Source organism: Marinobacter azerbaijanicus (assembly GCF_030250645.1).
GTDB lineage: Bacteria > Pseudomonadota > Gammaproteobacteria > Pseudomonadales > Oleiphilaceae > Marinobacter > Marinobacter azerbaijanicus.
Genome location: NZ_JASSVS010000007.1, coordinates 151,715 through 174,764, shown reverse-complemented (window position 1 = coordinate 174,764; position 23,050 = coordinate 151,715). Strand labels below are relative to the sequence as shown.

Sequence of the window (23,050 nt, the reverse complement as noted above, 5' to 3'; positions counted from 1 at the left end):
GGGCACGTTGGTTATCACTCATTATAGGGTACAAACAGCGACCCAACTTTGACTTCAGCTTAGTTTCTGCCAGCTTTTGACGCGAACCTCGCAACTGCTGTTATACGTCACCATAACGAATTCGCTCACCCAGCCAGCGCCGAATCAGACCGTTAACCACGGCTGGCTGCTTCATCAGGCCCGGAGCCATCTTCCGCACTGGCTCAATCCAGCCCTTGTCGCGTTCGAAATCGGCCAATCGAAACTGCATCATACCGGTCTGGCGGGTACCCAGAACTTCGCCAGGCCCACGTATCTCCAGATCTTTTTCTGCAATCACAAAGCCATCCTGGCTATCCCTCAGTGCCTGCAGCCGCGCCTTGCCATTGAGAGACAGCGGCGGATGGTACATCAGCACACAAAAACTGGCTTCTTCGCCCCTGCCAACCCTACCCCGCAACTGGTGTAGCTGAGCCAGGCCCAGGCGCTCCGGGTTTTCGATAATAATCAGCGAGGCGTTGGGCACATCCACCCCCACCTCAATCACCGTGGTGGCCACCAGAAGATCCAGCTCTCCACTCTTGAACTGCTCCATAACCGCGGCCTTTTCCGCGGCTTTCAGACGGCCATGCACGAGCCCCAGCTTCAGGTCCGGCAGGCGTTCCGCCAGCTCCTGGGCAGTCACTTCCGCCGCCTGACATTGCAGCGCTTCGGACTCTTCAATCAGTGTGCATACCCAATACGCCTGCCTGCCTTCCCTGCAGGCCTTACGGACCCGGTCGGTCACATCATCACGGCGGCTGTCAGGAATAGCGATGGTTTCAATCGGTTTGCGGCCGGGAGGCAATTCATCAATCACCGATGTGTCCAGATCCGCGTAGGCACTCATGGCAAGGGTACGGGGAATCGGCGTCGCCGTCATGATCAACTGGTGTGGCGCCATGGTGCCACCAACACCCTTCTCCCGCAGGGCCAGGCGCTGATGCACACCGAAGCGGTGTTGCTCGTCCACAATCACCAGGGCCAGTCGGCTGAAGGCAACATCCTCCTGAAACAGGGCGTGGGTCCCAACGACCACCTCAGCATCACCGCTGCCGATTTCCTCCAGAGCTTCCCTGCGTGCCTTCCCCTTGATCTTGCCAGACAACCACGCCACACGGATACCGAGAGGCTCCAGCCAGCCGTGAAAATTCTGATAATGCTGCTCAGCCAGTATTTCCGTGGGCGCCATCAGAGCCACCTGGGCACCGGCGCCAATCGTTTGAAGAGCGGCCAGGGCAGCGACTACCGTCTTACCGGAACCGACATCCCCCTGGACCAGTCGCAACATCGGGACCGGCTGACTCAGATCCTGACGTATCTCGCTCATGACATGACGCTGGGCGCCGGTGAGACTGAATGGAAGAAGGTCGAGAAAGCGCTCCGGCAGATCGCCACTGGGAAGCAGTGGCAGAGCCTCCCGCGCCTGAACCTGCTGGCGAACCTGCAACAGGCTGAGCTGATGGGCCAGCAGCTCCTCCATCACCAATCGCTGCTGGGCGGGATGTCGTCCCTCCACCAACAGATGAACCGGAGCGCTTGCCGGAGGGGAATGCACCAGCTCTACTGCCTCTGTAATGCCCGGCAGCTGGTAGCTTGCCAGCAACTCCGGCGGGAGCCACTCGCGAATCGGGTAACGTTTCAGGTAACCCAGCGCCTGCTGGCACAGGCTTCGTACCCGGGGCTGCTGAATACCTTCGGTGAGCGGATAGACGGGTGTCAGTGTTGCTTCCCCCGGTGGCGGCATGGGCGGGGGATTCACCTGGTACTCAGGATGATAGAACTCGTAACCGGCGCGGCCAGGCCGCACCTCCCCGAAACACCGAACCCGAGCGCCCTCCGTTAGCTGGTTCTTCTGGGCTGCATTGAAATGGAAAAACCGCATGACCAGGAAACCACTGCTGTCTTTCAGCGTTACTTGCAGGCTTCGCCGGCGCCCCATTACCAGGTCAGCCTTCATCACCTCACCTTCCACAACGCCGACATCGCCAATGCGGAGGTTCCCCATCGGAACAATCCGGGTACGATCCTCGTACCGATGTGGCAAGTGGAACAGCAGGTCCTGAAGCGACTGGATTCCCAGTTTCGCGAGCTTGTCCGCCAGGGCGCTGCCGACGCCCTTCAGAGTGGTGACCGGGATGTCTTCCAGTGACGTCATATCCTGGCTCAGGCAGTTGCGGCAGCAGCCGGGGTTTCAATTTTTGCCTTCTCGATCACCCGACACTGGCTGGCTGCCAGCGACAGCATGTCAATCGCCTTGGGGCGAGGGAAGGTCACCCGCCAGGCCAGCGCAACCGTCCGGAAAGGAACCGGTGCCGCAAACGGCCGGACCGCGAGAATACTCTCGTCATATTGCATGGCGGTTGCAGCAGAAAGCGGCAACACAGTGATACCAAGCCCGGAAGCCACCATATGGCGAATGGTTTCCAGAGAACTGCCCTCGGTGACCAGCGCCGGAGAAGTGCTACTGTTCGGGTTACGGGTCACCGCATCCACCAGTGGCGGGCAGGACTCCAGCACCTGATCCCGGAAACAGTGCCCCGGTCCAAGCAGAAGCAACTGCTCCCGGGCCAGCTCCTCAGCAGTCAGGCTCTCCCGCTCTGTCAGCGGATGGCCACCTGGCAGAAGCACGACGAAGGGCTCGTCATAAAGTGGGAGAGTCACCACTTCGGACTCTTCGAAAGGCAGCGCAATGATAATGGCGTCAAGTTCGGACTGTCGCAGTTTCTGGCGCAAGGTGGCGGTGTAGTTCTCCTCGATGTAAAGAGGCATTTCCGGTGCGGCACGGCGCAATTCCGGCAGCAGATGCGGAAACAGATAGGGCCCGATGGTGTAGATGGCGCCCACTTTCAATGGCGCGTTGAGCTGGTTTTTGCCATCCTGGGCCATGTCCCGGATGACCCCCACCTGGTCCAGAACCCGCTGCGCCTGTTCGATAATCCGCTTGCCGGTTTCGGTAACACGGATGCTGTTCTTGCTGCGCTCAAACAGGGGAATACCCAGTTCGTCTTCCAGCTTCTTGACGGCCACACTGAGGGTGGGCTGGCTTACATGGCAACGCTCAGCGGCGCGGCCAAAATGCCTTTCCCGTGCGAGGGTAACAACGTATCTTAACTCGGTAAGAGTCATGGCGGGCTCCGGTCAGATGTCGTCCAGCTCAGGGCGCGCTCAGGCACCCGTTTAATTTATTACCCAAAGCATAAGGATTGATATTGCCTATGGCAATCGCTGAACACAAGCAAACGCCACGCATACTCGTAGCCGGTTGCGGAAAACTGGGCGGAGCCATTGCAGAAATGCTTTCCCGGCACGCCGAGGTATTTGGCTTACGGCGCAATCCAGCCCGGATTCCAGAGGGAATTCATCCTCTTGGTGCTGACCTGATGGAACGGGAACAGGTTGAGTCAGTACTGCCGGATAATCTCGACATCGTGATCTATTGCCTGACCCCTTCCAGTTATGACGAGGAGGGCTATCGCAACGCCTATGTCCGAGGCCTTGAAAACCTTATTGCGGCCCTTGGTCCACAGCCACTTAAACGTCTGATCTTTGTTAGCAGCAGCAGTGTCTATTCCCAGGATGATGATTCCTGGGTTGATGAAACCAGCCCCACGGAACCTGCCCGGTTCAGCGGTCAGATGGTTCTTGAGGGTGAGCAGACGGCCCTGAACAGCGGTATACCTGCCACGGTTATCCGCTTCAGCGGCATATACGGGCCTTCTCGCCAACAGTTTCTGGAAGCCGTCATCAACGGCCGGATGGACCCCGTGTCCCCCGCACCATTCAGCAACCGGATTCACGAATTCGATGCTGCAGCAGCTGTCAGCCATCTGGTGAACCGCGCACTGGAAGGCAAGCCACTGGATCAGTGTTATCTCGCCAGCGATTGTGAACCGGTAAGACTGGACGAAGTCGTGGCCTGGGTGAGGGAGCAGTTGCCCTGTGCGGCTCCGAAGCCTGATGCCCGCAAAGGTGGGCGTGCGGGTAGCAAGCGTTGCAGCAACAAACGGCTGCTGGATTCCGGATTCCATTTCCGTTATCCGGATTTTCGTGCCGGTTACCAGGAACTGATCGCACGGAAACAATGAAAAAGGCGGCCCCAGGGCCGCCTTACTGACTCGCTGGTGCCGCTATCAGCTCAGCACCATTACCGCTTCCATCTCCACCGGAACGCCTTTGGGCAGGGCTGCCACGCCAACGGCTGCGCGGGCCGGATAGGGTTCCTGGAAATAGGTGGCCATGATTTCGTTGACCGTGGCGAAGTTACTGAGGTCCGTCATGTAGATGTTGACCTTGACGATGTCCTTGAGCTCACCACCACTGGCCTCACAAACGGCCTTCAGGTTTTCGAACACCTGACGGGTCTTGGCGGCGAAGTCGCCTGCCACGACCTCCATGGTCTCCGGCACCAGCGGGATCTGGCCGGAGATGTACACGGTGTCGCCAGCCTTGACGGCCTGGGAGTAGGTGCCGATGGCCTGTGGCGCACTGTCGGTCTGGATTACGGATTTATTGGTCATGACCTTGGGCCCTCTGTTTTAAAACGCCAATCGTCTCCCCTTGGCAACCAACCTGTCAACACGCGGAAAGTCGCGCCTCTGGCAAGCTGCCCGGGAACAGCATCAGTGCCTCACCCGATTGATGTGAGTAACCGCACGAATGTTCCTGATCCGCCGCATCACCCTGGCCAGGTGCTTGCGGCCGTTGACATGCACCACAAGGCTGACAATGCCGAGTCTGGCGTTCTGTTCTTCTACATTGATACGCTCAATATTGCCATCTGCCATTGCCACCGCATTGGCCAGCTCCGCAATCACGCCACGCTGACGCTCCAGCTCTACCCTCAGTTCAACGGAAAACTCGTTGGCAATGTCCTTGGCCCATTTAAGATGGGTCAGGCGGGCACGGCCCTCACTGTCTTCGGGCAACCTTGAGCAGGTATCCGAGTGAATGACCATGCCATTGCCGGAGTCCATGACACCAACAACCGGATCCCCGGGAATGGGCTTGCAACAGCTGGCAAACCGCACCACCAGACCTTCGGTGCCACGTATCGTGACCGGGGTGTTGTCGGCCTCATCCATGACCGTTGCCGATGAGGTTTCCTCGCCTTCACCCTCGGCGCTCCCGCTGACCAGTTGACGGGCTACCAGATATGCCATGCGGTTGCCCAGGCCGATGTCGCTGACCAGGTCTTCAAAACTGTTCACCTGGTTGTGACTGACGACTGTCTGGATCTGCTGCTCGCTAATACTCGACAGACTGGTGCCGAAGCCTTTGAGGGATTTCTTGAGCAGGGTCTTGCCCAGGTCCAGGGACTCGGCCCGTTTCTGGTTCTTGAGCACGTGACGGATACTGCTGCGCGCCTTGCCGGTGACCACGAAGCTGAGCCAGGCTGGGTTTGGCCGCGCACCGGGGGCGGTAATTATCTCGACGGTCTGGCCACTTTGCAGCGGCTGACTCAGGGAGCCAAGATTGCGGTTAATCCTGCAGGCCACGCAGGCATTGCCTATATCGGTATGGATGGCATAGGCGAAGTCCACCGGCGTGGCGCCGCTGGGCAGCTCCATGATCTTGCCCTTGGGGGTGAACACGTAGATCTCATCCGGGAACAGATCCACCTTTACGTGTTCTATGAACTCCAGGGAGTCATCCGCCCGCTCCCGCATTTCCATCAGGCCCTGCACCCAGCGATCTACCCTTGACTGGTTGACGCTGGTGACACTGGATGGCTCGTTCTTGTACATCCAGTGTGCTGCAATACCGTTGTTGGCAATGTGCTCCATCTCTTCGGTGCGGATCTGGATCTCGATGTTCACATGCATACCGAACAGGGTGGTGTGCAGAGACTGATAGCCATTGGCCTTGGGCATGGCAATGTAGTCCTTGAAACGTCCGGGCAATGGCTTGTAGAGACTGTGCACAGCCCCGAGAATACGATAACAGTCGTCCTCGGTGTCGGTAATGATGCGGAAGGCGTACACGTCCATGATTTCATGGAAGGACTTCTGCTTGAACTTCATCTTGTTATAGATGCTGTTCAGGTGCTTCTCACGGCCCAGAATCCGCCCAGGAAGGCTGCGCTCTTCCAGCTTCTCCTGCAGCTTGCCACGAATGTCGTCGATGATCTCCCGGTGACTGCCCCGTAGCTTGGCCACAGCCTTGCTGATGTACTTTGACCGCATGGGATACAGCGAGGAAAACCCCAGATCCTCCAGCTCCGTGCAGATAGAATGCATGCCCAGCCGGTTGGCAATTGGAGCATAGATATCCAGGGTTTCATTGGCAATGCGCTGGCGCTTCTCGTAGGGCATGGGCCCCAGGGTGCGCATGTTGTGCAGGCGGTCCGCCAGTTTGACCAGTATTACACGGATATCCCGGGCCATGGCCAGGGTCATCTTCTGGAAGTTCTCTGCCTGGGCCTCGGCACGGGAACGAAATTCAATCTGGGTAAGCTTGCTGACGCCGTCCACCAGCTCGGCCACGTCCTCACCGAACTGTTCCGACAGCGCATCCTTGGGGATGCCTGTGTCTTCAATGACATCATGGAGCATGGCCGCCATCAGGCTCTGATGGTCCAGTTTCAGGCCGGCAAGAATCCGGGCAACCGCCAGGGGATGGGTAATGTATCGGTCACCACTTTTGCGCATCTGCCCTTCGTGGGCCTGTTCGGCATAATAGTAGGCTCTTCGCACCTGATTGATGCGATTGGTATCCAGATAGGTGCTGAGCTCACTGGCCAGCACATCAACCGTTGCCTCTGCCGACACCGCGCCTCCGTGGGGGATCATAAATTCCAGGGATAAAAAAACCCGAATGCGTGCATTCGGGTCCTTCCGACGTTCTTCCGGTAATGCCTATAGTTACACTATAAAACCGCAAGAACAGATTTCAATGCCTTCGCCGGCTTACCAGAGAAATATTCCGGCCTTCAGCCAGCTTCAACCTTAATCTTCGTCATCTTCCTTGAGGAGATCACGGCTGATCTTGCCTTCGGCGATTTCGCGCAGAGCAATAACAGTTGGCTTGTCGTTTTCTTCGGCAACCAGCGGCTCAAAACCCTTGGTTGCGATCTGGCGAGCTCGCTTGGTGGCCAGCATAACCAGCTGGAAGCGGTTATCAACGTGTTCAAGGCAATCTTCAACGGTAACTCGTGCCATAACTTCCCCGACAATAGCAATAATGACTGATTTCAGCAGACCGCGTAGTTTAATCCTACTGGTTCAATTTGTATACAGGCAAAAGCACCCAGCTCAGCCGTCAGACAGCGTCGCAAGCAAAACGGCATGCCTTACCTGCTGGACCTGCATGCGCAGCCGCTGGCAACGGACGATGGACAACAGGTCGTCAAGCGCCGTCTGGAAATCGTCGTTGACCACCAGGTAGTCAAACTCCAGGGCGTGGCTGCATTCATCCGATGCCTCTTTCAGGCGCCGCACAACCACTTCAGGGGAATCGGTACCACGCCCGGAAAGCCGCTCCCTGAGCGCTTCCGGTGACGGCGGCACAATAAAAATACTCACGCAGCCCGGCATCAGACGACGAATCTGTTCCGCCCCCTGCCAGTCGATTTCCAGTATCACATCCTGGCCCCTGGCCAGAGTCTGTTGAACCCAGACCTGGGAGGTGCCGTAGTAATTGCCAAAAACATCCGCGTGTTCGAGAAAGTCACCCCGGGCAATCATCGCCTCGAATTCATCCCGACTGATGAAATGATAGTTAATGCCGTCCTGCTCGCCGGTACGCATGGGCCGTGTTGTATGGGACACCGAAACGCCGAGTTTCTCGTCCCGCTCCAGCATTCCCGCCACCAGGCTGGTTTTACCGGCACCCGAAGGGGCGGAAATCACATAAAGCGTGCCTTGTTCTGATTCCTGGCTCATGGGGCAAACAACTCCGCAGCCTGACTGATTTCAACTGGGGGAACATCCCCGCCAGCACAATATTAGCAAGCGCGGGATTATACGGCTTTTACTCCAGGTTCTGCACCTGCTCCCGCATCTGCTCGATGAGCACTTTCAGATCAACGGCGGCCCTGGTCACTCGCGCATCAATGCTCTTGCTGCTGAGCGTGTTGGCCTCGCGGTTAAGCTCCTGCATCAGGAAATCAAGCCGCCTGCCAATCGCCTCGTCACCCTGGAGAGTTTCCGACACCTCGGAAATATGGGCCTCGAGCCGGTCCAGTTCTTCGGCCACGTCACTTTTCTGGGCCAGCATGACCATTTCCTGGGCAATGCGATCGGGATCGATTTCCACCCTGGCCTGCTCAAAGCGATTTTTCAGATGCTCTTCCTGAGCACGGATCAGTTCCGGCATGCGCTCGCGCACTTCGGCAACCAGCTTGCCCATGGTGGCAAGCCGGTCTTCAAACAGCGGACGCAAACGCTCCCCTTCCCGCTCCCTCACTGTCACCAACTCACTTACGGTACGCTCGAACAGCTCTCCCGCCGCCTTGCGGGCTGGACCAAAATCCTGCTCGGTGGAGGCCAGCACTCCGGGCCACTTGAGAACATCCAGGGCGCTGACGTGTGCCGGATTATCAAGCATCCTGTTGATATGATTGGCCGCTTCGTTCACTGCGTGGGCCACTTCCTCGTTTATCTCGAACCTCTGAGATGCCGTTTCCGCTGCCTGCAATCGCATGGCCACGTCCACCTTGCCACGCCGCAACTGCTTGCGCAGTTGCTCGCGGAAGCTGTTCTCCAGCTCACGAATCGCCTCCGGAAGTCTGAAGGACGGCTCCAGGTATCGATGGTTGACCGTGCGAATCTCGCAGGTGAGAGTGCCCCAGTCCCCCTGGGTGTCCTGGCGGGCAAAGGCCGTCATACTTCTGATCATGGTGACTCCGCGTTTGCAAAGGAACAGGACCCCAAGTTTAGCAGGGTGACGGCCTGCACAGCGAACAGGGGCCTCAAAGGGCGTGTTATACTCCGCAGTCTTTCAACATTGCAATCGACCGGGCTAGTGTCCCGTCTGGCTAATTCATTAACCAGACGGGACACTAGCCCGGACACTCACTACTGACACCAGGAATGACTATGAGACCGAGCGGAAGAACGCCGGAACAATCCCGAGAAATTCGCATTACGCGCCACTACACCCGCCACGCTGAAGGTTCCGTGCTGGTAGAGTTCGGCGACACCAAGGTGATCTGCACTGCGTCCATCGAAAACAAGGTGCCGCCGTTTCTGCGCGGCGAAGGCAAGGGCTGGATCACTGCGGAATACGGCATGCTGCCCCGCTCCACTGGCAGCCGTATGGGCCGGGAAGCGGCCCGTGGCAAACAGGGTGGCCGCACCGTGGAGATCCAGCGCCTGATCGGCCGATCCCTGCGTGCTGCAGTAGACCTGAGCGCCCTTGGGGAGCACTCCATCACGATCGACTGCGACGTCATCCAGGCAGACGGCGGCACCCGTACGGCGGCCATTACCGGCGGTTGCGTGGCTCTTGTAGACGCGCTGAATCACCTGGTAAAGGAAGGCCGGCTGAAGAAGTCACCACTGAAGCAAATGGTGGCGGCGTTTTCGGTTGGTGTCTACAAGGGCACGCCGGTGCTGGACCTGGATTATCCGGAAGACTCCGAAGCCGAGACTGACATGAATGTGATCATGACGGACAAGGGCGGATTTATTGAGATTCAGGGCACGGCCGAGGGCGAGCCTTTTGAGCAGGAAGAGCTTGATGGCATGCTGAAGCTGGCCAAGCTGGGCATTTCGCAGTTGTTTGAGGCGCAGAAGGCAGCGTTAGCCAGTTAAAAAAAGGTGCAGCCTTCCCGCGTGTCCGGAGAGGATCTCTTTTCCGGAAACGCTACAAGCACATCCCTGTGCGCTCGACTCCGGCCATCCCTGGCCGGAGACGTTCCGGAAAAGAGATCCTCTCCGAACCCGCTAATCTCCAGCAAGCCTGCAAACAAAGTTCAAATCAGAGACCAATCTCGATATCGTAATCCATGATCACCGGTGCGTGATCGGAGAACCGGGTGCTGTTATCAATCCAGCCATCGCGGACGGTCTTGCGGATGCCCGGTGTCAGTAATTGGTAATCCACGCGGATCCCGGCGTTCTTGCGGGAGCCTTCGGCCTGCTCGGGCCACCAGGTGTACTGGTTGCTCTGTTTGTTGATATCACGGAACGCATCAACACAGCCCATTTCATCGAAAAGGCGGTCCAGCCATGCTCTCTCATGGGGCAGAAAACCGGAGAAGTCCAGTTTGTGATAAAGCGGGCTGGCGTCGGTGACGTGGTGGGCTGTCTGCAGATTGGCACAGAAAATAAACTGGCGACGTTTGCGCAGGGTTTTCTGCATATGGAGGCCGAAGGCTTCCATGAAGTCGTCTTTATGGTCAAGGACGGTCAGGTCGTCGTCGCCGATCAGTTCTTCTTCCCGACCGAGGGCGCAGGGAGACAGGACACTGGCAACGGAGACCTTGTCGAAATCCGCCTGGATAAAGCGGCCTTCGCGATCAGCCTGCTCATTGGCGAAGCCGTACATGATGGCCTTGGGGAAATGACGGGTATAGATGCCCACGCCACCATCCTCGTTGCGTTCGCCATCAATGAAGTAGGCCTCGTAGCCGTCCGGGATAAGATTGTAGTCCTCAATCTCGTAGGCCCGCATGCGGTGGTCCTGAACACAAACCACGTCAGCGTCCTGCTTGGCCAGCCATTCAAAGAAACCTTTTTCAACAGCCTGTGCCAGACCATTGACGCTGATTGATACTACCCGCATACGTGTTCCCTGATTCGGTTTGTGTGTATGATACCGGTTTTACGCTTTAATTAAAGATCCACACCCGCCAGAAGCCCTGTCATGCAAGACTATCAGCAACAGTTCATTGAATTTGCCATCCGCCGCAATGTACTTCGTTTCGGCGAGTTTACCCTCAAATCCGGCCGGACAAGCCCCTACTTTTTCAATGCAGGGCTGTTCAATACAGGCGAGGATCTGCTTGAACTAAGCAAGGCTTATGCCGCTGCACTTCAGCGTAGCGGGCTGAATTATGACATTATTTTCGGTCCTGCCTATAAGGGCATACCGTTGGCAACGGTCACAGCCATGGCTCTGGCCTCGGAAGGGCACAACAAGCCCTTCGCGTTCAACCGCAAGGAAAAGAAAGACCACGGCGAGGGTGGCAATATCGTTGGCGCCCCCCTTCAAGGCAAGGTACTGATTGTCGACGATGTCATCACCGCCGGAACAGCCATCCGCGAATCCATGGAGCTGATCCGTGGTGCAGGGGCGGAACCCGCCGGCGTGCTGATTGCACTGGACCGACAGGAAAGGGGCGGCAGTGAACTTTCTGCCATTCAGGAGGTCACTCAGGAATATGGCATCCCGGTCGTCAGCATTATCAGGCTTGATCAGGTTCTCGATTACCTGAAAAACAGGCCAGAGTTCGCAGAACACGCCCAGAAAGTTGCCGAATACCGGGATAAGTACGGCATCTGATACCAGCCATGGTTTATCCGCCAGCTTTTGTTATGCTTCCCTACACAATTCGTTTTTCGCGGAGCGACAGTTTTCCACCATGAACCGTCTGACCAGGTTTTCAATCGCTGTATCTGCTGTGGCCGCACTGATGTCGGCCACGTTAGTGGAAGCCAGGATGTACCGTTACACGGATGAAAACGGTCAGGTTGTCATTGGCAACACGATTCCCCAGGAGGCCACCAAGCGCGGCTACGACATCCTCAACAAGAGCGGTCGTGTTATTGAGACAATTGACCCCGAACCAACGGAAGAGGAAATTGCCGCCAGGGAAGCGGAAGAGCGGCGTCAGGCTGAAGAGGAGCGGCAAAGGGAGCTTGACCGCAAGCTGCTGGAGCGCTTCAGCCATCCTGATCAAGCTGTACGCGCCATGCACAGAAAAATCCGTGAACTGGAGGGGCTGAACCAGCTCAAACGTGGCAACATCTCGGTCATCAACAGTCAGCTGGATAGCGAGCAGAGCCGTGCGGCGGATCTTGAGCGTGCTGGCCGGGACATTCCAGAAGCAACACTTGAGAAAATACGGCGCCTGGAGTCCCAGATTCGGGATATCGAACGGGAAATCAACTCACAGAATGCCGACATCAAGGCCTTGCGAGAGCAGTTTGAAAAGGATATCCGGCGATTAGAGGAAATAACGGGCAAGGAGAGGACTGTGCCGCTGGACCCCGACGAAGCAGACAAATAGCCGTTGGCTGACGGCTTCCGGGCAAAAAAAGGTCACCTCAAGAGGTGACCTTTTTGTTTCAGCGTTTCCGGCTGCCCATCAGGCAGTGGCGGAAGATGCTTTCTTGGTAGTGCTGGTGGTCTTGCGCGCAGTGGTCTTGCGTGCAGCAGGCTTCTTCGCCTCGGTCTCGACGTTTTTCTTGGCTGACTGGGCAGCCTCAGCAACGTCTTCCGCAGTTTCAGAAACCGCATCAGCACCTTCAGCTGCTTCTTTTTCCAGCTTGGCAACCAGATCGGCCGCGAAACTGCCGACACGGCTGTTCAGGTTACGCAGCTGGTCAAACAGGCTTTCACTGTAGCCGTAGTAACGGGTGCGCAGGTTTTTCACGCTGTATTCACGCGCTTCTGACTCCAGCTTTTCAGCGTATTCGAAAGGCTTGGAAGACAGCTTCTTCTGCTGCTCTTCTGCGGCGTTGATGCCCTTCTCTACGATGTCCTGCAGTTGTTCCTGATAGCTCTTGAGTTTACCCATGATGGTTCTCCTTAGGTTGTGGATGCATAGCGTTTGAAAGTTGCATCGTCGCGGCCAGTGAATCTGTACCGACTTGTGATTACATGGGTAAGGTTACGGTCAAAAATTAGAATGTTCATACTAAACCCCGAATCCTTCAGTTATTTTCAGGCGCCTGGAACTTTCGTTTCGGAATTTGCCGATTGTTCACTTGATGATTTCCCGGGTTTGGGCATAATCACGGCCCTGAAATGAGATGGCCGGTCTCCCCGCTTTATTCAGGCCTCGCTTCTGCAGTATTCGACACCGTGACTTAAAACAGGGTTGCGCCGACAACCGGATTGCGAGAGATACCATGCCAGGCAAGAGACTCAGTCAAGGGACTGCGGGCCACGCGCGGCCCTGGAAATTTTTCATATTCGGACTATTGCTGGCCGGGCTGGCCGGATGCCAGGAAGATTCCGGAGCATCAAGAGCGGCATCCAGCCAGGCCAATGAAGTGTCAGCGAAGCGCCTCGATAATGCCGTCTCCAGTTTCCGCGATACACTGGGGCAATCTGGAGAGCGTTACGGATCCGCCGGCCAGGACTCCCTGGCAACGCCACCTACGTTGCGCTGGGAAGCTCCGCTTACCAGGGAAGACGGCTCTCGACTATATTCAAGTGACATTAGCGGCTACCGCATTTATTACCGACTGCGGCATGAAGATGACTTCGATGTCATTCCACTTCCTGGCAGTGCTGCTACCGAATACCCCCTGGAGGATTTCCCTCCCGGCGCCTACGAGTTCAGCATCACCACTCTTGACGACAATGGCCTGGAGAGCCGGCGATCCGATGCCGTTGTGGTTGATCTGATCTGAATCATTACCAGCGAAAGATAATCCAGCTGGGTACCAGCATGTCGGTTTCGTTCTCGCGGATCCAGCCACCCCCATCAGCAGGCACAAGGTAATACTCCGGCCCAACCTCCGGAACCACTTTGATCTCCATCAGTTGGCCATTAACCCGGTACTCATAGAACACTTCATTCTCACCGGGCCGGATGACAACCTGAGGGCCCTCACTGGATGGCTGGTAGTCGGACACCACCAGGGGTTCCCGGGGCGTCTCTACAACATCACTGTCATCCATGTCGTCCTGAGCCGTCACCGGCCCCCACAGCACACCCAAGACAAGAGCCGAGCAGGCGATACGCTTCATTTTCATGTTACTCTTCCATTCTGTTTAAGGACGCCCAAAGCCGCCCTGACACTGTGAACAAATGCCACTGTAGTGTCAGAGTTGCACAAGCCATTCAACGCTTCAATCAGAATCCGGATCCGTTTTGATATGACACAACAGCAAACCCCGCCCGTGGTTCTTGTAGACGGTTCATCGTACCTTTTCCGTGCCTATCACGCCCTGCCACCCCTGATGACCAGCAAAGGACACCCAACCGGAGCCATCAAGGGCGTTATCAGCATGATCCGGAAGCTGGAGCAGGACTTCCCTGGTTCAAAGATGGTGGTGGTCTTTGACGCCAAGGGCAAGACCTTCCGCAACGACCTGTACGAAGACTACAAGGCCACCCGTCCCCCCATGCCTGACGATCTGGCTGTGCAGATCCAGCCAATCCACGACATGGTTCGTGCCATGGGTCTGCCACTGTTGATCGTCAGTGGTGTGGAGGCCGACGACGTGATTGGCACTCTTGCAGAAGAGGCTACCAGTAAAGGCATTGATGTCGTGATCTCCACCGGTGACAAGGACATGGCCCAGCTGGTAAGCGACCATGTCACCCTGATCAATACCATGACTGACACCCACATGGACCGGGAGGGCGTGATTGAAAAGTTCGGCATTGCACCGGAACAGATTGTGGATTACCTGGCACTCGTGGGCGACAAGGTAGACAACATTCCCGGGGTGAACAAATGTGGTCCCAAGACGGCGGTTAAATGGCTGCAGACCTGGGACAACCTGGATGACATTATCGAGCACGCTGATGAGGTCAAGGGCAAGATTGGCGAATACCTGCGCGAAGCCAGGGAAACCCTGCCACTGAGCCGGGAACTGGCCACCATCAGGACTGATGTGGACCTCGAATTCGGACTGGAAGACCTGAAGCTGAGGACCCAGGACGATGAAAAACTGCTTGAACTGTTCCGCGAGTACGAACTCCGCTCCTGGATTGCAGAGCTCGAAAATGGCGCCAACGGTGCCTCCGACACCAAGCGTGCCGGGAATGGCAACGATAACAGCAATCGACAAACGACCCTGAAAGAAAAGAAGTACTCTGTCATCACGGACCAGACAGAGCTTGATCAATGGATTGAGCGGCTGAGCAAGGCAACCCTGTTCGCGTTCGACACTGAAACCACCAGTCTGAGGTACATGGAGGCGCAAGTCGTCGGCGTCTCCTTTGCCATCGAACCGGGTGAAGCTGCCTATGTTCCACTGGGGCATGACTACATGGGGGCACCTGAGCAGCTGGACCGGGATGCCGTGCTGAACCAGCTGAAGCCACTGCTTGAAGACCCGAAAAAGCCCAAACTGGGCCAGAACCTCAAGTACGACAAGAACGTTCTGGCCAACCATGGCATCGACCTTGAAGGCATTGCCGAGGACACCATGCTGGAGTCGTACGTTCTCAATTCGGTGGGCTCGCGCCACGACATGGACTCCCTGGCCATGCAGTACCTGGGCGAGCAGACCATCACCTTCGAGTCCATTGCCGGCAAGGGGGCGAAACAGCTTACTTTCAACCAGATTGATCTGGAGCAGGCAGCCCCTTACGCCGCGGAAGATGCTGACATCACCCTGCGTCTACACCAGGTGCTGCGACCGCAACTTGAGAAAACCGGCCGTCTTCTGGAGGTGTACGAAAACATTGATCTGCCACTTGTGCCAGTACTCTCAAGAATGGAGCAACGGGGCGCCATGATCAGCGCCAGCACCCTCCGCAGGCATAGCCAGGAACTGGCAGAACGCATGGCGGAGCTTGAAAAGGAAGCTCACGAAGAGGCCGGCGAAATCTTCAATCTGGGCTCCCCCAAGCAACTTCAAACCATCTTTTACGACAAGATGGGGCTGCCGGTCGTGAAGAAAACCCCGAAAGGCGCTCCGTCCACAGCCGAGCCCGTATTGCAGGAACTGGCACACGACTATGCCCTGCCGCGACTGATCCTGGAACATCGCAGCCTGAGCAAACTCAAATCCACCTACACTGACACCCTGCCGGAGCTGATCAATCACCGTACTGGCCGGATCCATACATCCTACCACCAGGCGGTAACGGCCACCGGGCGACTGTCTTCGTCAGAGCCCAACCTGCAGAACATCCCCATCCGCACGGAACAGGGCCGGCGAATTCGCCAGGCATTCATAGCACCGGACGGCTTCAAGCTGATGGCGGCAGACTATTCCCAGATTGAGCTGCGCATCATGGCGCACCTGTCTGGAGACAAGGGTCTGCTGGATGCCTTCGAGAAGGGCGAGGACATTCACCGGGCCACAGCAGCGGAAGTGTTTGGCGTAGCCGTAGAGGATGTATCGGGAGATCAGCGCCGAAGCGCGAAGGCCATCAACTTCGGGCTTATCTATGGCATGTCTGCCTTCGGCCTTGCCCGCCAGCTTGATGTAGGCCGCAACCAGGCCCAGCAATACATCGATCGTTACTTCGAGCGCTACCCTGGCGTACTCAGGTACATGGATAACATTCGCAAGCAGGCTCACGATGACGGTTATGTGGAAACGCTGTTCGGTCGTCGCCTGTATCTGCCGGAGATCAACGCCCGCAACAAGCAGATGCAGCAAGCCGCTGAACGTACCGCCATCAACGCCCCCATGCAGGGAACCGCCGCAGACATCATCAAGCGTGCCATGGTCAGTGTGGAAGACTGGCTGCTGGACAACCACAGGGAAGATGCCCGCATGATCCTGCAGGTGCATGATGAACTGATTCTGGAAGTGCGGGAGTCAGCGATAGACCGTATCCGCGAAGGCCTGGAGAAGCGCATGTCAGCCGCTGCCAGGCTGGATGTTCCCCTGTTGGTGGAAGCCGGCGTCGGCAATAACTGGGACGAAGCACACTAGAAGGATCTATCGCGGGCAGGTGGTCGGCTGACCGGAGAACCCGGCCAGCCTCAGCAAGAAAAGATCAGAACGATTTACTGACCTGGACGCCTGCACTCCAGGCATCAAGTTCGTAAGTACCCTGAAAACGGGCTGCGCCCGGCATCGGCTCGTCATTGACGTCGTAGTTCTGTTCGTCAACGTCCTGATCGTCAAACAGCAATACGCCAGCAGCGACATCCACCGTCCAGCCTGAACGGGCATCAGCATACTGTGCACCCAGCGTCAGCCAGTCGCGGTCGCCGGATGGAATCCGTGCTGTGCGGAAGTCGTTGTTCACCGGCGACTCATCCCAGGCATAGCCCGCTTTCAGAGCCCATTCCGGTGTCGCTTGCCAGATAGCACCGACGTTGGCTTGCCACGTATCTTTCCAGTTCTCCGACACATGGGCGATCAGGCTGTCATCGCCCAGCTCCGGCCCGGTGCGGGAAGAAACAGGGCCATTGTCCTCTCGACTGACGATATCCAGCGCTTCAAAGCGGCTCCACTTCGCCCAGGTTGCTCCGGCCAGGAGAGTCACCTTGTCCGTGAGGTGGTGGCGGGCACCGAACGTAATGCTCTCCGGAATCTCCAACGGCACCGTCGCCTTTTCAGTCACTGTGGACTGGCTGAACGTCAGGCCGCCGGAGCCCGCGCTGCCCTGCGGGAAGTTGCTGATTTCCGCATCGCCATCAAGGTTCAGCTCTGTTCCGGTCTGGGCAGACAAGCCAAACTGGGTTCGGTCGGTGAGCTCCCACAGCATCCCGAACGCAAAGGTAAGTGCAACGTCATCACCTTCAACATCCGCATATCCGTCGTCAAATGATCCCGGCGGGAGGCCGAAGCGGGCTTCAGTGCCACTGTAGTCCTGGAACTTGGTGAGCTTGCCCTCAGCGTAGATAACATTGATGCCCGCGCCCATGGAGAAACCATTGCCGTCATTGACGGCAATGGAGGGGCTGAAAGCGATGGCGGTCAATTCTGTCTCGTCAGCGAAGAAACGGCCCTTGAAGTCATCCCCGTAGTCCGCTGCCAGACCATAGGGTGCATGCAGACCAAAGCCCACATCCAGCCAGCTGTTCACCTCATGGGTCATATAGACATTCGGAAGTACAGCCGGGTCGGCAATGTCACCGCCGGTTCCACCGTTAACAGGGCGACCGTCATCACGGACTGCGCTACCGGTGCCTTCCTTGAGCTCAGCATCAATATCAAGCACCGCCGCGCCGAACGAAAGATTGGTACCAGACAGCTGGCTCATGCCAGCCGGATTGAAGAATACAGTGGTGGCATTCTCAGGATTGGCTGCGGTTCCCGCATTCGCAACGCCCATGGCGCTGGCACTCTGTTCATTGAGCGAAAAACCGCCAGCCCAGACCCCGGCGGGTGCCACCAGCGTCGAAAGAACAGCCACTCGGACGGCTGATCTTGCTAATACCTTGTTTTTGCACATAACCCCTCCCTATTGATCGTCGGGAGGAGTATACGCATCAGGAGTCAGCGGCCTCAATTACCATGACTACTGATTCAGAAAGCTAACCGATTACGACTTTAGTCCAATTCCTGATCAATCATCCTGAATCGACAACTTGTCGACGCTGGATGCAAGCTTGTCCGCCCCCTGCGAGTCAGTACCCAGTTTGATCATCAGGCGCAGATCGTTGGCCGAGTCGGCATGGGCCAGCGCGTCTTCGTAGGTGATGGAGCCCTCGGCATAAAGCGTGTACAGAGCCTGGTCGAAGGTGCGCATGCCGCTCTCGTTGGACTTGGACATCAGTTCCTTGAGCCGGTGGACCTCACCCTTGCGAATCAGGTCTGCGACCAGCGGCGTATTGATCAGAACTTCGATAACCGCCTTGCGGCCCTGGCCGTCGGGTGTCGGAATCAGCTGCTGGGCCACAATGGCCTTCAGGTTCAGCGACAGGTCCATCCAGATCTGATTGTGCTGCTCCGGCGGGAAGAACTGGATAATCCGGTCCAGCGCCTGGTTGGCGTTGTTGGCGTGCAACGTGGCCAGACACAGATGGCCGGTTTCGGCGAACTGCACCGAGTATTCCATGGTCTGGCGAGTACGCACCTCACCGATCAGGATCACGTCCGGCGCCTGGCGCAGGGTGTTTTTCAGTGCCACTTCAAAGCTTTCGGTATCAATGCCCACTTCCCGCTGGGTAACAATGCAGCCCTGGTGCTGGTGGACGAATTCGATGGGGTCTTCAATGGAGATGATATGGCCGCGGCTGTTGCGGTTGCGGTGCCCGAGCATGGCCGCCAGCGAGGTGGACTTACCGGTACCGGTAGCACCCACGAACATGATCAGGCCGCGCTTGGTCATGGCCAGATCCTTGATGATCTCCGGCAACGCCAGGTCATCAATCTGCGGGATCTTCACCTCAATCCGACGCAGCACCATGCCACAAAGGTTACGCTGGAAGAACGCACTGACACGGAAACGGCCAATGCCGCGGGCACTGATGGCAAAGTTGCACTCGTGGCTTTCGTCGAACTCGGCCCGCTGCTTGTCGTTCATGGCGCCATACACGAACTCCCGTGTCTGCTCCGGGGTCAGGGCGTTTTTTGTAACCGGTAACACCTTGCCATTCACCTTCATGGAGGGTGGCACGCCGGCTGTTATAAAAAGGTCGGAGCCGCCCTTTTCCACCATCAAACGGAGCAGTTTTTCGAATTCCATGATTTTCTACCTATTTTTCTGACTTTCGGTGTCCGGGTGTCGGGCAGGGGCTGTTCCAGGGCACGCTGTAAATACGTCCGTGTACGCTCGACAAAAACATCCATGTTTTTGACGTCCCTGGAACAGCCCCTGCCCGACACCCCCCGAACAGTGTGCCCAGCCTTCGATGAAATCTAGAAGTTGTCCGGCATTTTCGCCTTCATTCTTGCCGCTTCGCGGGAAATGAGGCCTTTCTTCAACAGTTTTTCCAGGCACTGGTCCAGGGTCGTCATGCCCAGGGAAGCGCCGGTCTGGATCGCGGAGTACATCTGCGCAATCTTGTCCTCGCGGATCAGGTTACGGATCGCCGAGGTACCAATCATGATTTCATGGGCCGCAATCCGGCCGCCGCCCATTTTCTTCATCAGGGTCTGGGAGATAACCGCCTGCAGAGATTCCGACAACATGGAACGGACCATGGATTTCTCTTCCGCCGGGAACACGTCCACTACCCGGTCGATGGTTTTCGCCGCCGAGGTGGTGTGCAGGGTGCCAAATACCAGATGGCCGGTTTCAGCGGCCGTCAGCGCCAGGCGGATGGTTTCAAGGTCCCGCAGCTCGCCCACCAGGATGATGTCCGGGTCTTCCCGCAGCGCCGAGCGCAGGGCTTCGTTAAAGCCCAGGGTGTCACGATGTACTTCCCGCTGGTTGAGCAGGCATTTCTTGGATTCGTGCACGAATTCAATCGGGTCCTCAATGGTGAGGATGTGTTCGTAGCGGCTGTCGTTGATGTAGTCGATCATCGCCGCCAGCGTGGTGGACTTACCGGAACCCGTCGGGCCGGTGACCAGCACCAGGCCACGAGGTACAGAAGCGATATCCTTGAACACCTGGCCCATGCCCAGGTCTTCCATGGTAAGCACTTTTGACGGAATGGTCCGGAAGACCGCGCCGGCCCCCCGATTCTGGTTGAACGCGTTGACACGGAAGCGGGCAACCCCCGGAACCTCGAACGAGAAGTCGGTTTCCAGAAACTCTTCGTAGTCTTTGCGCTGCTTGTCGTTCATGATGTCGTAGATCAGCCCGTGGACTTCTTTATGTTCCATGGGCGGAAGGTTGATACGACGAACATCACCATCAACACGGATCATCGGAGGAAGGCCGGCCGAAAGGTGCAGGTCTGATGCGCCCTGTTTGGCCGAAAAGGCAAGCAGTTCAGTAATATCCATAGGGGTCCTCGGAAGGCGTTTTTCTTTTATCCCGGTATGCGCCGTCTTCCGGCAGCAGGCCCCGAACAGCTTCACTTGGCATTTCAGTGACCTGCGGGTAACGTGTCACCGTATCAGTGACAGACCGGAGTCGGCGGATTCGCACTATGAGCAGCATAGCAGACAACATCGGGACCGTAACCCGACGCATACAAAAAGCAACATTGAGGGCCGGCCGCAAGGCAGGATCGGTACATTTGCTGGCTGTTAGCAAAAAACAGTCCGCAGATGCCCTTCGTACCGCTTATGACGCCGGCCAGCGCGCATTTGGTGAAAGCTATGTGCAGGAAGCACTGGACAAGATTGATGCCCTTGCCGACCTGAAGGACATTGAGTGGCATTTCATAGGGCCGATCCAGTCCAACAAGACCCGCCAGATTGCCGAGGCATTCGACTGGGTTCACAGCGTCGACCGTGTCAAGATTGCCCAGCGACTGGATGATCAGCGAAACCGCGCACTCCCTCCCCTGAACATCTGTCTTCAGGTGAATATCAACAACGAAGACTCCAAATCCGGCTGCTCACTTGAAGATCTCACTGAACTGGCGGACGCCATAGAAGAGATGCCCAACCTCTCGCTCAGGGGCCTGATGGCAATTCCGGACCCGGACCAGCCAGAGGCGGAACTACGGTCGAGTTTCCGCAAGCTGTCCAACGCCCTGAAAAAACTCCGGCAGGAAGCACCGGCTTCCGGCCCACTGGACACACTGTCCATGGGGATGTCCGGCGACCTGGAGATGGCGATTGAAGAGGGCTCTACCTGGGTCAGGGTGGGAACAGCCCTGTTCGGGCCACGGTAAGCGGAGGCTGATGGCTGCAGATCCTGTTATCATCAGCAGCAGATCGACAACTGACCACTACTGATCCAAACGTGGAGTGAACCTTGAGCACATCACCAACGATTTCGTTTATCGGCGCCGGCAACATGGCCAGCGCCATCATCGGTGGCATGCTGGACAGCGGCTTTCAGGCTGCCAATATCTGGGTCAGCGCCCCCGACGACAACCACCTTCAATCCATCCGAAAGCAGTTTGGCGTCAGCGTTACTACCGATAACCGCTACTGCGCCCAGCAGGCGGACATGGTGGTACTGGCGGTCAAGCCTCAGGTTATGGCTGACGTCTGTTCGGACATTGCACCAGTGGTGCAGAATACCCGCCCGCTGATGGTGTCCATTGCCGCAGGCCTGGAAGCATCGACCCTGGATGAATGGCTGGGTGGCGGCCTGCCTCTGGTACGGGTAATGCCGAACACCCCTTCTCTGGTGGGCAAGGGAGCGGCCGGTCTCTACGCCAACGACCAGGTAAAGGACAGGCAGAAGGCCATGGTGGAATCGGTCTTTAACAGTATTGGTTCCGCCCTGTGGGTAGAGGACGAATCTCTGCTGCATGCGGTCACCGCCCTTTCCGGCAGTGGCCCGGCCTACTTCTTCCTGATGCTGGAAGCCCTGGAAGAAGCCGCAACCGACGCAGGCATCGCCAGTGAAACCGCCCGCGCCCTTGCCATCCAGACCATGGCAGGCGCCGCCGAAATGGCAGGGCGTAGCGAACATGATCCTGGCCAGCTCAAGCGCAATGTCATGTCACCGGGGGGTACTACCGAGCGGGCCATCCAGGCCTTTGAAGAAGGTGGCCTCAGGGACCTGGTGAAGAAAGCCTATACCGCAGCCTATAAACGGTCCGGGGAAATGGCCAAAGAACTTGCCAAGAAACAGTAACCGATAACGGGAGACACGGCTTCATGCTGGCTGACATTCTGATCACCATCCTGCTCATTGCCTCGACGTTTTACCTGACGGTGGTATTGCTACGCTTCCTGCTGCAACTGGCAAGGGCAGACTTTTACAACCCCATCTCGCAGTTTGCGGTCAAGGCCACCAATCCTCTGCTACGCCCTCTTCGCCGTTTCATTCCCGGCTGGGGAGGCATTGATGGCGCTGCCCTGGTACTGGCGGTCATCATTCAGGCCATCACCTTTTTCCTGATACTGGTTGCCCTGAACAGCAGCATTCCTGCCATCAATCCGCTCACCCTGTTGAGCTGGTCGATACTCAATGTGCTGGATCTGATCGTCAAGATCTACTTCTGGTCCGTCATCGCTGTTGTGGTGGTCAGTTGGATCGCTCCGCAAAGCAACCATCCAGCCATACAGCTGGTTGCACAGATCACCGAGCCGGTGATGCGGCCGGTCCGTAGCGTGATGCCATCCCTTGGCGGGCTGGATCTTTCCCCCATTATCGTGTTCCTGATCCTCAACGTGATTTCAGTGGTGATTGATCACATGAAGGTCGCCGCTGGCATGGGATCGCTCGTCGGAATGTAGACCAACTCCCAGAAAC

At 57.1% G+C, this 23,050-nt stretch carries 22 protein-coding genes; 9 read left to right on the top strand and 13 right to left on the bottom strand.

All coding sequences use genetic code 11. The features are described 5' to 3' along the window. Positions 1 to 100: 100 nt before the first annotated feature. Entirely contained in the window at positions 101 to 2,176 is a 2,076-nt protein-coding gene (gene recG / locus QPM17_RS14965) for an ATP-dependent DNA helicase RecG (RefSeq protein ID WP_285391638.1), read from the bottom strand. A gap of 8 nt (positions 2,177 to 2,184) precedes the next feature. Further along, positions 2,185 to 3,147, bottom strand: a complete 963-nt coding sequence (locus tag QPM17_RS14960; protein WP_285391637.1) for a hydrogen peroxide-inducible genes activator — start codon at positions 3,145 to 3,147, stop codon at positions 2,185 to 2,187. A gap of 89 nt (positions 3,148 to 3,236) precedes the next feature. Between QPM17_RS14960 and QPM17_RS14955 the strand changes: the two genes are divergently transcribed. Beyond that, the gene (locus QPM17_RS14955; protein WP_285391636.1) at positions 3,237 to 4,106 is read left to right on the top strand and encodes an NAD-dependent epimerase/dehydratase family protein; all 870 of its coding nucleotides are present in this window, start codon (positions 3,237 to 3,239) and stop codon (positions 4,104 to 4,106) included. 45 nt (positions 4,107 to 4,151) lie between these two features. Here the strand turns inward: QPM17_RS14955 and QPM17_RS14950 are convergent, their stop codons facing one another. The 5 genes from QPM17_RS14950 to QPM17_RS14930 form a co-directional block, all read right to left on the bottom strand. Continuing rightward, complete coding sequence (locus QPM17_RS14950) at positions 4,152 to 4,538, bottom strand: RidA family protein (protein WP_285391635.1); 387 nt, start codon at positions 4,536 to 4,538, stop codon at positions 4,152 to 4,154. A gap of 102 nt (positions 4,539 to 4,640) precedes the next feature. Further along, positions 4,641 to 6,809, bottom strand: a complete 2,169-nt coding sequence (locus QPM17_RS14945) for a RelA/SpoT family protein (protein ID WP_285391634.1) — start codon at positions 6,807 to 6,809, stop codon at positions 4,641 to 4,643. Between the two features lie 156 nt (positions 6,810 to 6,965). Continuing rightward, positions 6,966 to 7,178 (bottom strand): DNA-directed RNA polymerase subunit omega, encoded by a 213-nt coding sequence (gene rpoZ, locus QPM17_RS14940; protein WP_285391633.1) that lies wholly within the window; start codon positions 7,176 to 7,178, stop codon positions 6,966 to 6,968. 93 nt (positions 7,179 to 7,271) lie between these two features. Further along, complete coding sequence (gene gmk, locus QPM17_RS14935) at positions 7,272 to 7,901, bottom strand: guanylate kinase (RefSeq protein ID WP_285391632.1); 630 nt, start codon at positions 7,899 to 7,901, stop codon at positions 7,272 to 7,274. 88 nt (positions 7,902 to 7,989) lie between these two features. Then, positions 7,990 to 8,856, bottom strand: coding sequence for a YicC/YloC family endoribonuclease (locus QPM17_RS14930; protein WP_285391631.1), 867 nt, complete (start codon positions 8,854 to 8,856; stop codon positions 7,990 to 7,992). Positions 8,857 to 9,056: 200 nt separating this feature from the next. Between QPM17_RS14930 and rph the strand changes: the two genes are divergently transcribed. Next, entirely contained in the window at positions 9,057 to 9,773 is a 717-nt protein-coding gene (gene rph / locus QPM17_RS14925; RefSeq protein ID WP_285391630.1) for a ribonuclease PH, read from the top strand. Positions 9,774 to 9,939: 166 nt separating this feature from the next. Here rph and QPM17_RS14920 read toward each other — a convergent pair whose 3' ends face one another. After that, complete coding sequence (locus QPM17_RS14920; protein WP_285391629.1) at positions 9,940 to 10,746, bottom strand: exodeoxyribonuclease III; 807 nt, start codon at positions 10,744 to 10,746, stop codon at positions 9,940 to 9,942. 81 nt (positions 10,747 to 10,827) lie between these two features. On the opposite strand from QPM17_RS14920, the gene pyrE reads away from it, so the two are divergent. Both pyrE and QPM17_RS14910 read left to right on the top strand, forming a co-directional pair. Beyond that, positions 10,828 to 11,466 (top strand): orotate phosphoribosyltransferase, encoded by a 639-nt coding sequence (gene pyrE, locus QPM17_RS14915; protein ID WP_285391628.1) that lies wholly within the window; start codon positions 10,828 to 10,830, stop codon positions 11,464 to 11,466. 79 nt (positions 11,467 to 11,545) lie between these two features. Next, entirely contained in the window at positions 11,546 to 12,193 is a 648-nt protein-coding gene (locus QPM17_RS14910; RefSeq protein ID WP_285391627.1) for a DUF4124 domain-containing protein, read from the top strand. A 78-nt stretch (positions 12,194 to 12,271) separates the two neighbouring features. Here the strand turns inward: QPM17_RS14910 and QPM17_RS14905 are convergent, their stop codons facing one another. Next, positions 12,272 to 12,703 (bottom strand): hypothetical protein, encoded by a 432-nt coding sequence (locus QPM17_RS14905; protein WP_285391626.1) that lies wholly within the window; start codon positions 12,701 to 12,703, stop codon positions 12,272 to 12,274. 334 nt (positions 12,704 to 13,037) lie between these two features. Here QPM17_RS14905 and QPM17_RS14900 point away from each other — a divergent pair, with 334 nt between their 5' ends. Then, positions 13,038 to 13,544, top strand: coding sequence for a fibronectin type III domain-containing protein (locus QPM17_RS14900; protein WP_285391625.1), 507 nt, complete (start codon positions 13,038 to 13,040; stop codon positions 13,542 to 13,544). A 4-nt stretch (positions 13,545 to 13,548) separates the two neighbouring features. Here QPM17_RS14900 and QPM17_RS14895 read toward each other — a convergent pair whose 3' ends face one another. Beyond that, on the bottom strand, positions 13,549 to 13,884 hold the full coding sequence (locus QPM17_RS14895; protein ID WP_285391695.1) for a DUF2782 domain-containing protein: 336 nt from the start codon (positions 13,882 to 13,884) through the stop codon (positions 13,549 to 13,551). A gap of 129 nt (positions 13,885 to 14,013) precedes the next feature. On the opposite strand from QPM17_RS14895, the gene polA reads away from it, so the two are divergent. Then, a complete protein-coding gene (polA, locus tag QPM17_RS14890; RefSeq protein ID WP_285391624.1) occupies positions 14,014 to 16,758 on the top strand; it encodes a DNA polymerase I in 2,745 nt (914 codons plus the stop codon). A 64-nt stretch (positions 16,759 to 16,822) separates the two neighbouring features. Here polA and QPM17_RS14885 read toward each other — a convergent pair whose 3' ends face one another. The 3 genes from QPM17_RS14885 to QPM17_RS14875 all read right to left on the bottom strand — a co-directional run bounded on the left by QPM17_RS14885 (position 16,823) and on the right by QPM17_RS14875 (position 20,673). Next, positions 16,823 to 18,190: an OmpP1/FadL family transporter gene (locus QPM17_RS14885; RefSeq protein ID WP_340366869.1), complete on the bottom strand. Its 1,368-nt coding sequence runs from the start codon at positions 18,188 to 18,190 to the stop codon at positions 16,823 to 16,825. Between the two features lie 153 nt (positions 18,191 to 18,343). Further along, positions 18,344 to 19,465 (bottom strand): PilT/PilU family type 4a pilus ATPase, encoded by a 1,122-nt coding sequence (locus QPM17_RS14880; RefSeq protein WP_285391622.1) that lies wholly within the window; start codon positions 19,463 to 19,465, stop codon positions 18,344 to 18,346. 173 nt (positions 19,466 to 19,638) lie between these two features. Beyond that, the gene (locus tag QPM17_RS14875; RefSeq protein ID WP_285391621.1) at positions 19,639 to 20,673 is read right to left on the bottom strand and encodes a type IV pilus twitching motility protein PilT; all 1,035 of its coding nucleotides are present in this window, start codon (positions 20,671 to 20,673) and stop codon (positions 19,639 to 19,641) included. A gap of 146 nt (positions 20,674 to 20,819) precedes the next feature. Between QPM17_RS14875 and QPM17_RS14870 the strand changes: the two genes are divergently transcribed. The 3 genes from QPM17_RS14870 to QPM17_RS14860 all read left to right on the top strand — a co-directional run bounded on the left by QPM17_RS14870 (position 20,820) and on the right by QPM17_RS14860 (position 23,034). Then, positions 20,820 to 21,512 carry a YggS family pyridoxal phosphate-dependent enzyme gene (locus QPM17_RS14870; protein WP_285391620.1) on the top strand — a complete coding sequence of 231 codons (693 nt, stop codon included), beginning with the start codon at positions 20,820 to 20,822 and terminating at the stop codon, positions 21,510 to 21,512. 83 nt (positions 21,513 to 21,595) lie between these two features. Further along, a complete protein-coding gene (gene proC / locus QPM17_RS14865) occupies positions 21,596 to 22,429 on the top strand; it encodes a pyrroline-5-carboxylate reductase (RefSeq protein WP_285391619.1) in 834 nt (277 codons plus the stop codon). Positions 22,430 to 22,452: 23 nt separating this feature from the next. Then, positions 22,453 to 23,034, top strand: a complete 582-nt coding sequence (locus QPM17_RS14860) for a YggT family protein (protein ID WP_285391618.1) — start codon at positions 22,453 to 22,455, stop codon at positions 23,032 to 23,034. Positions 23,035 to 23,050 lie beyond the last annotated feature (16 nt).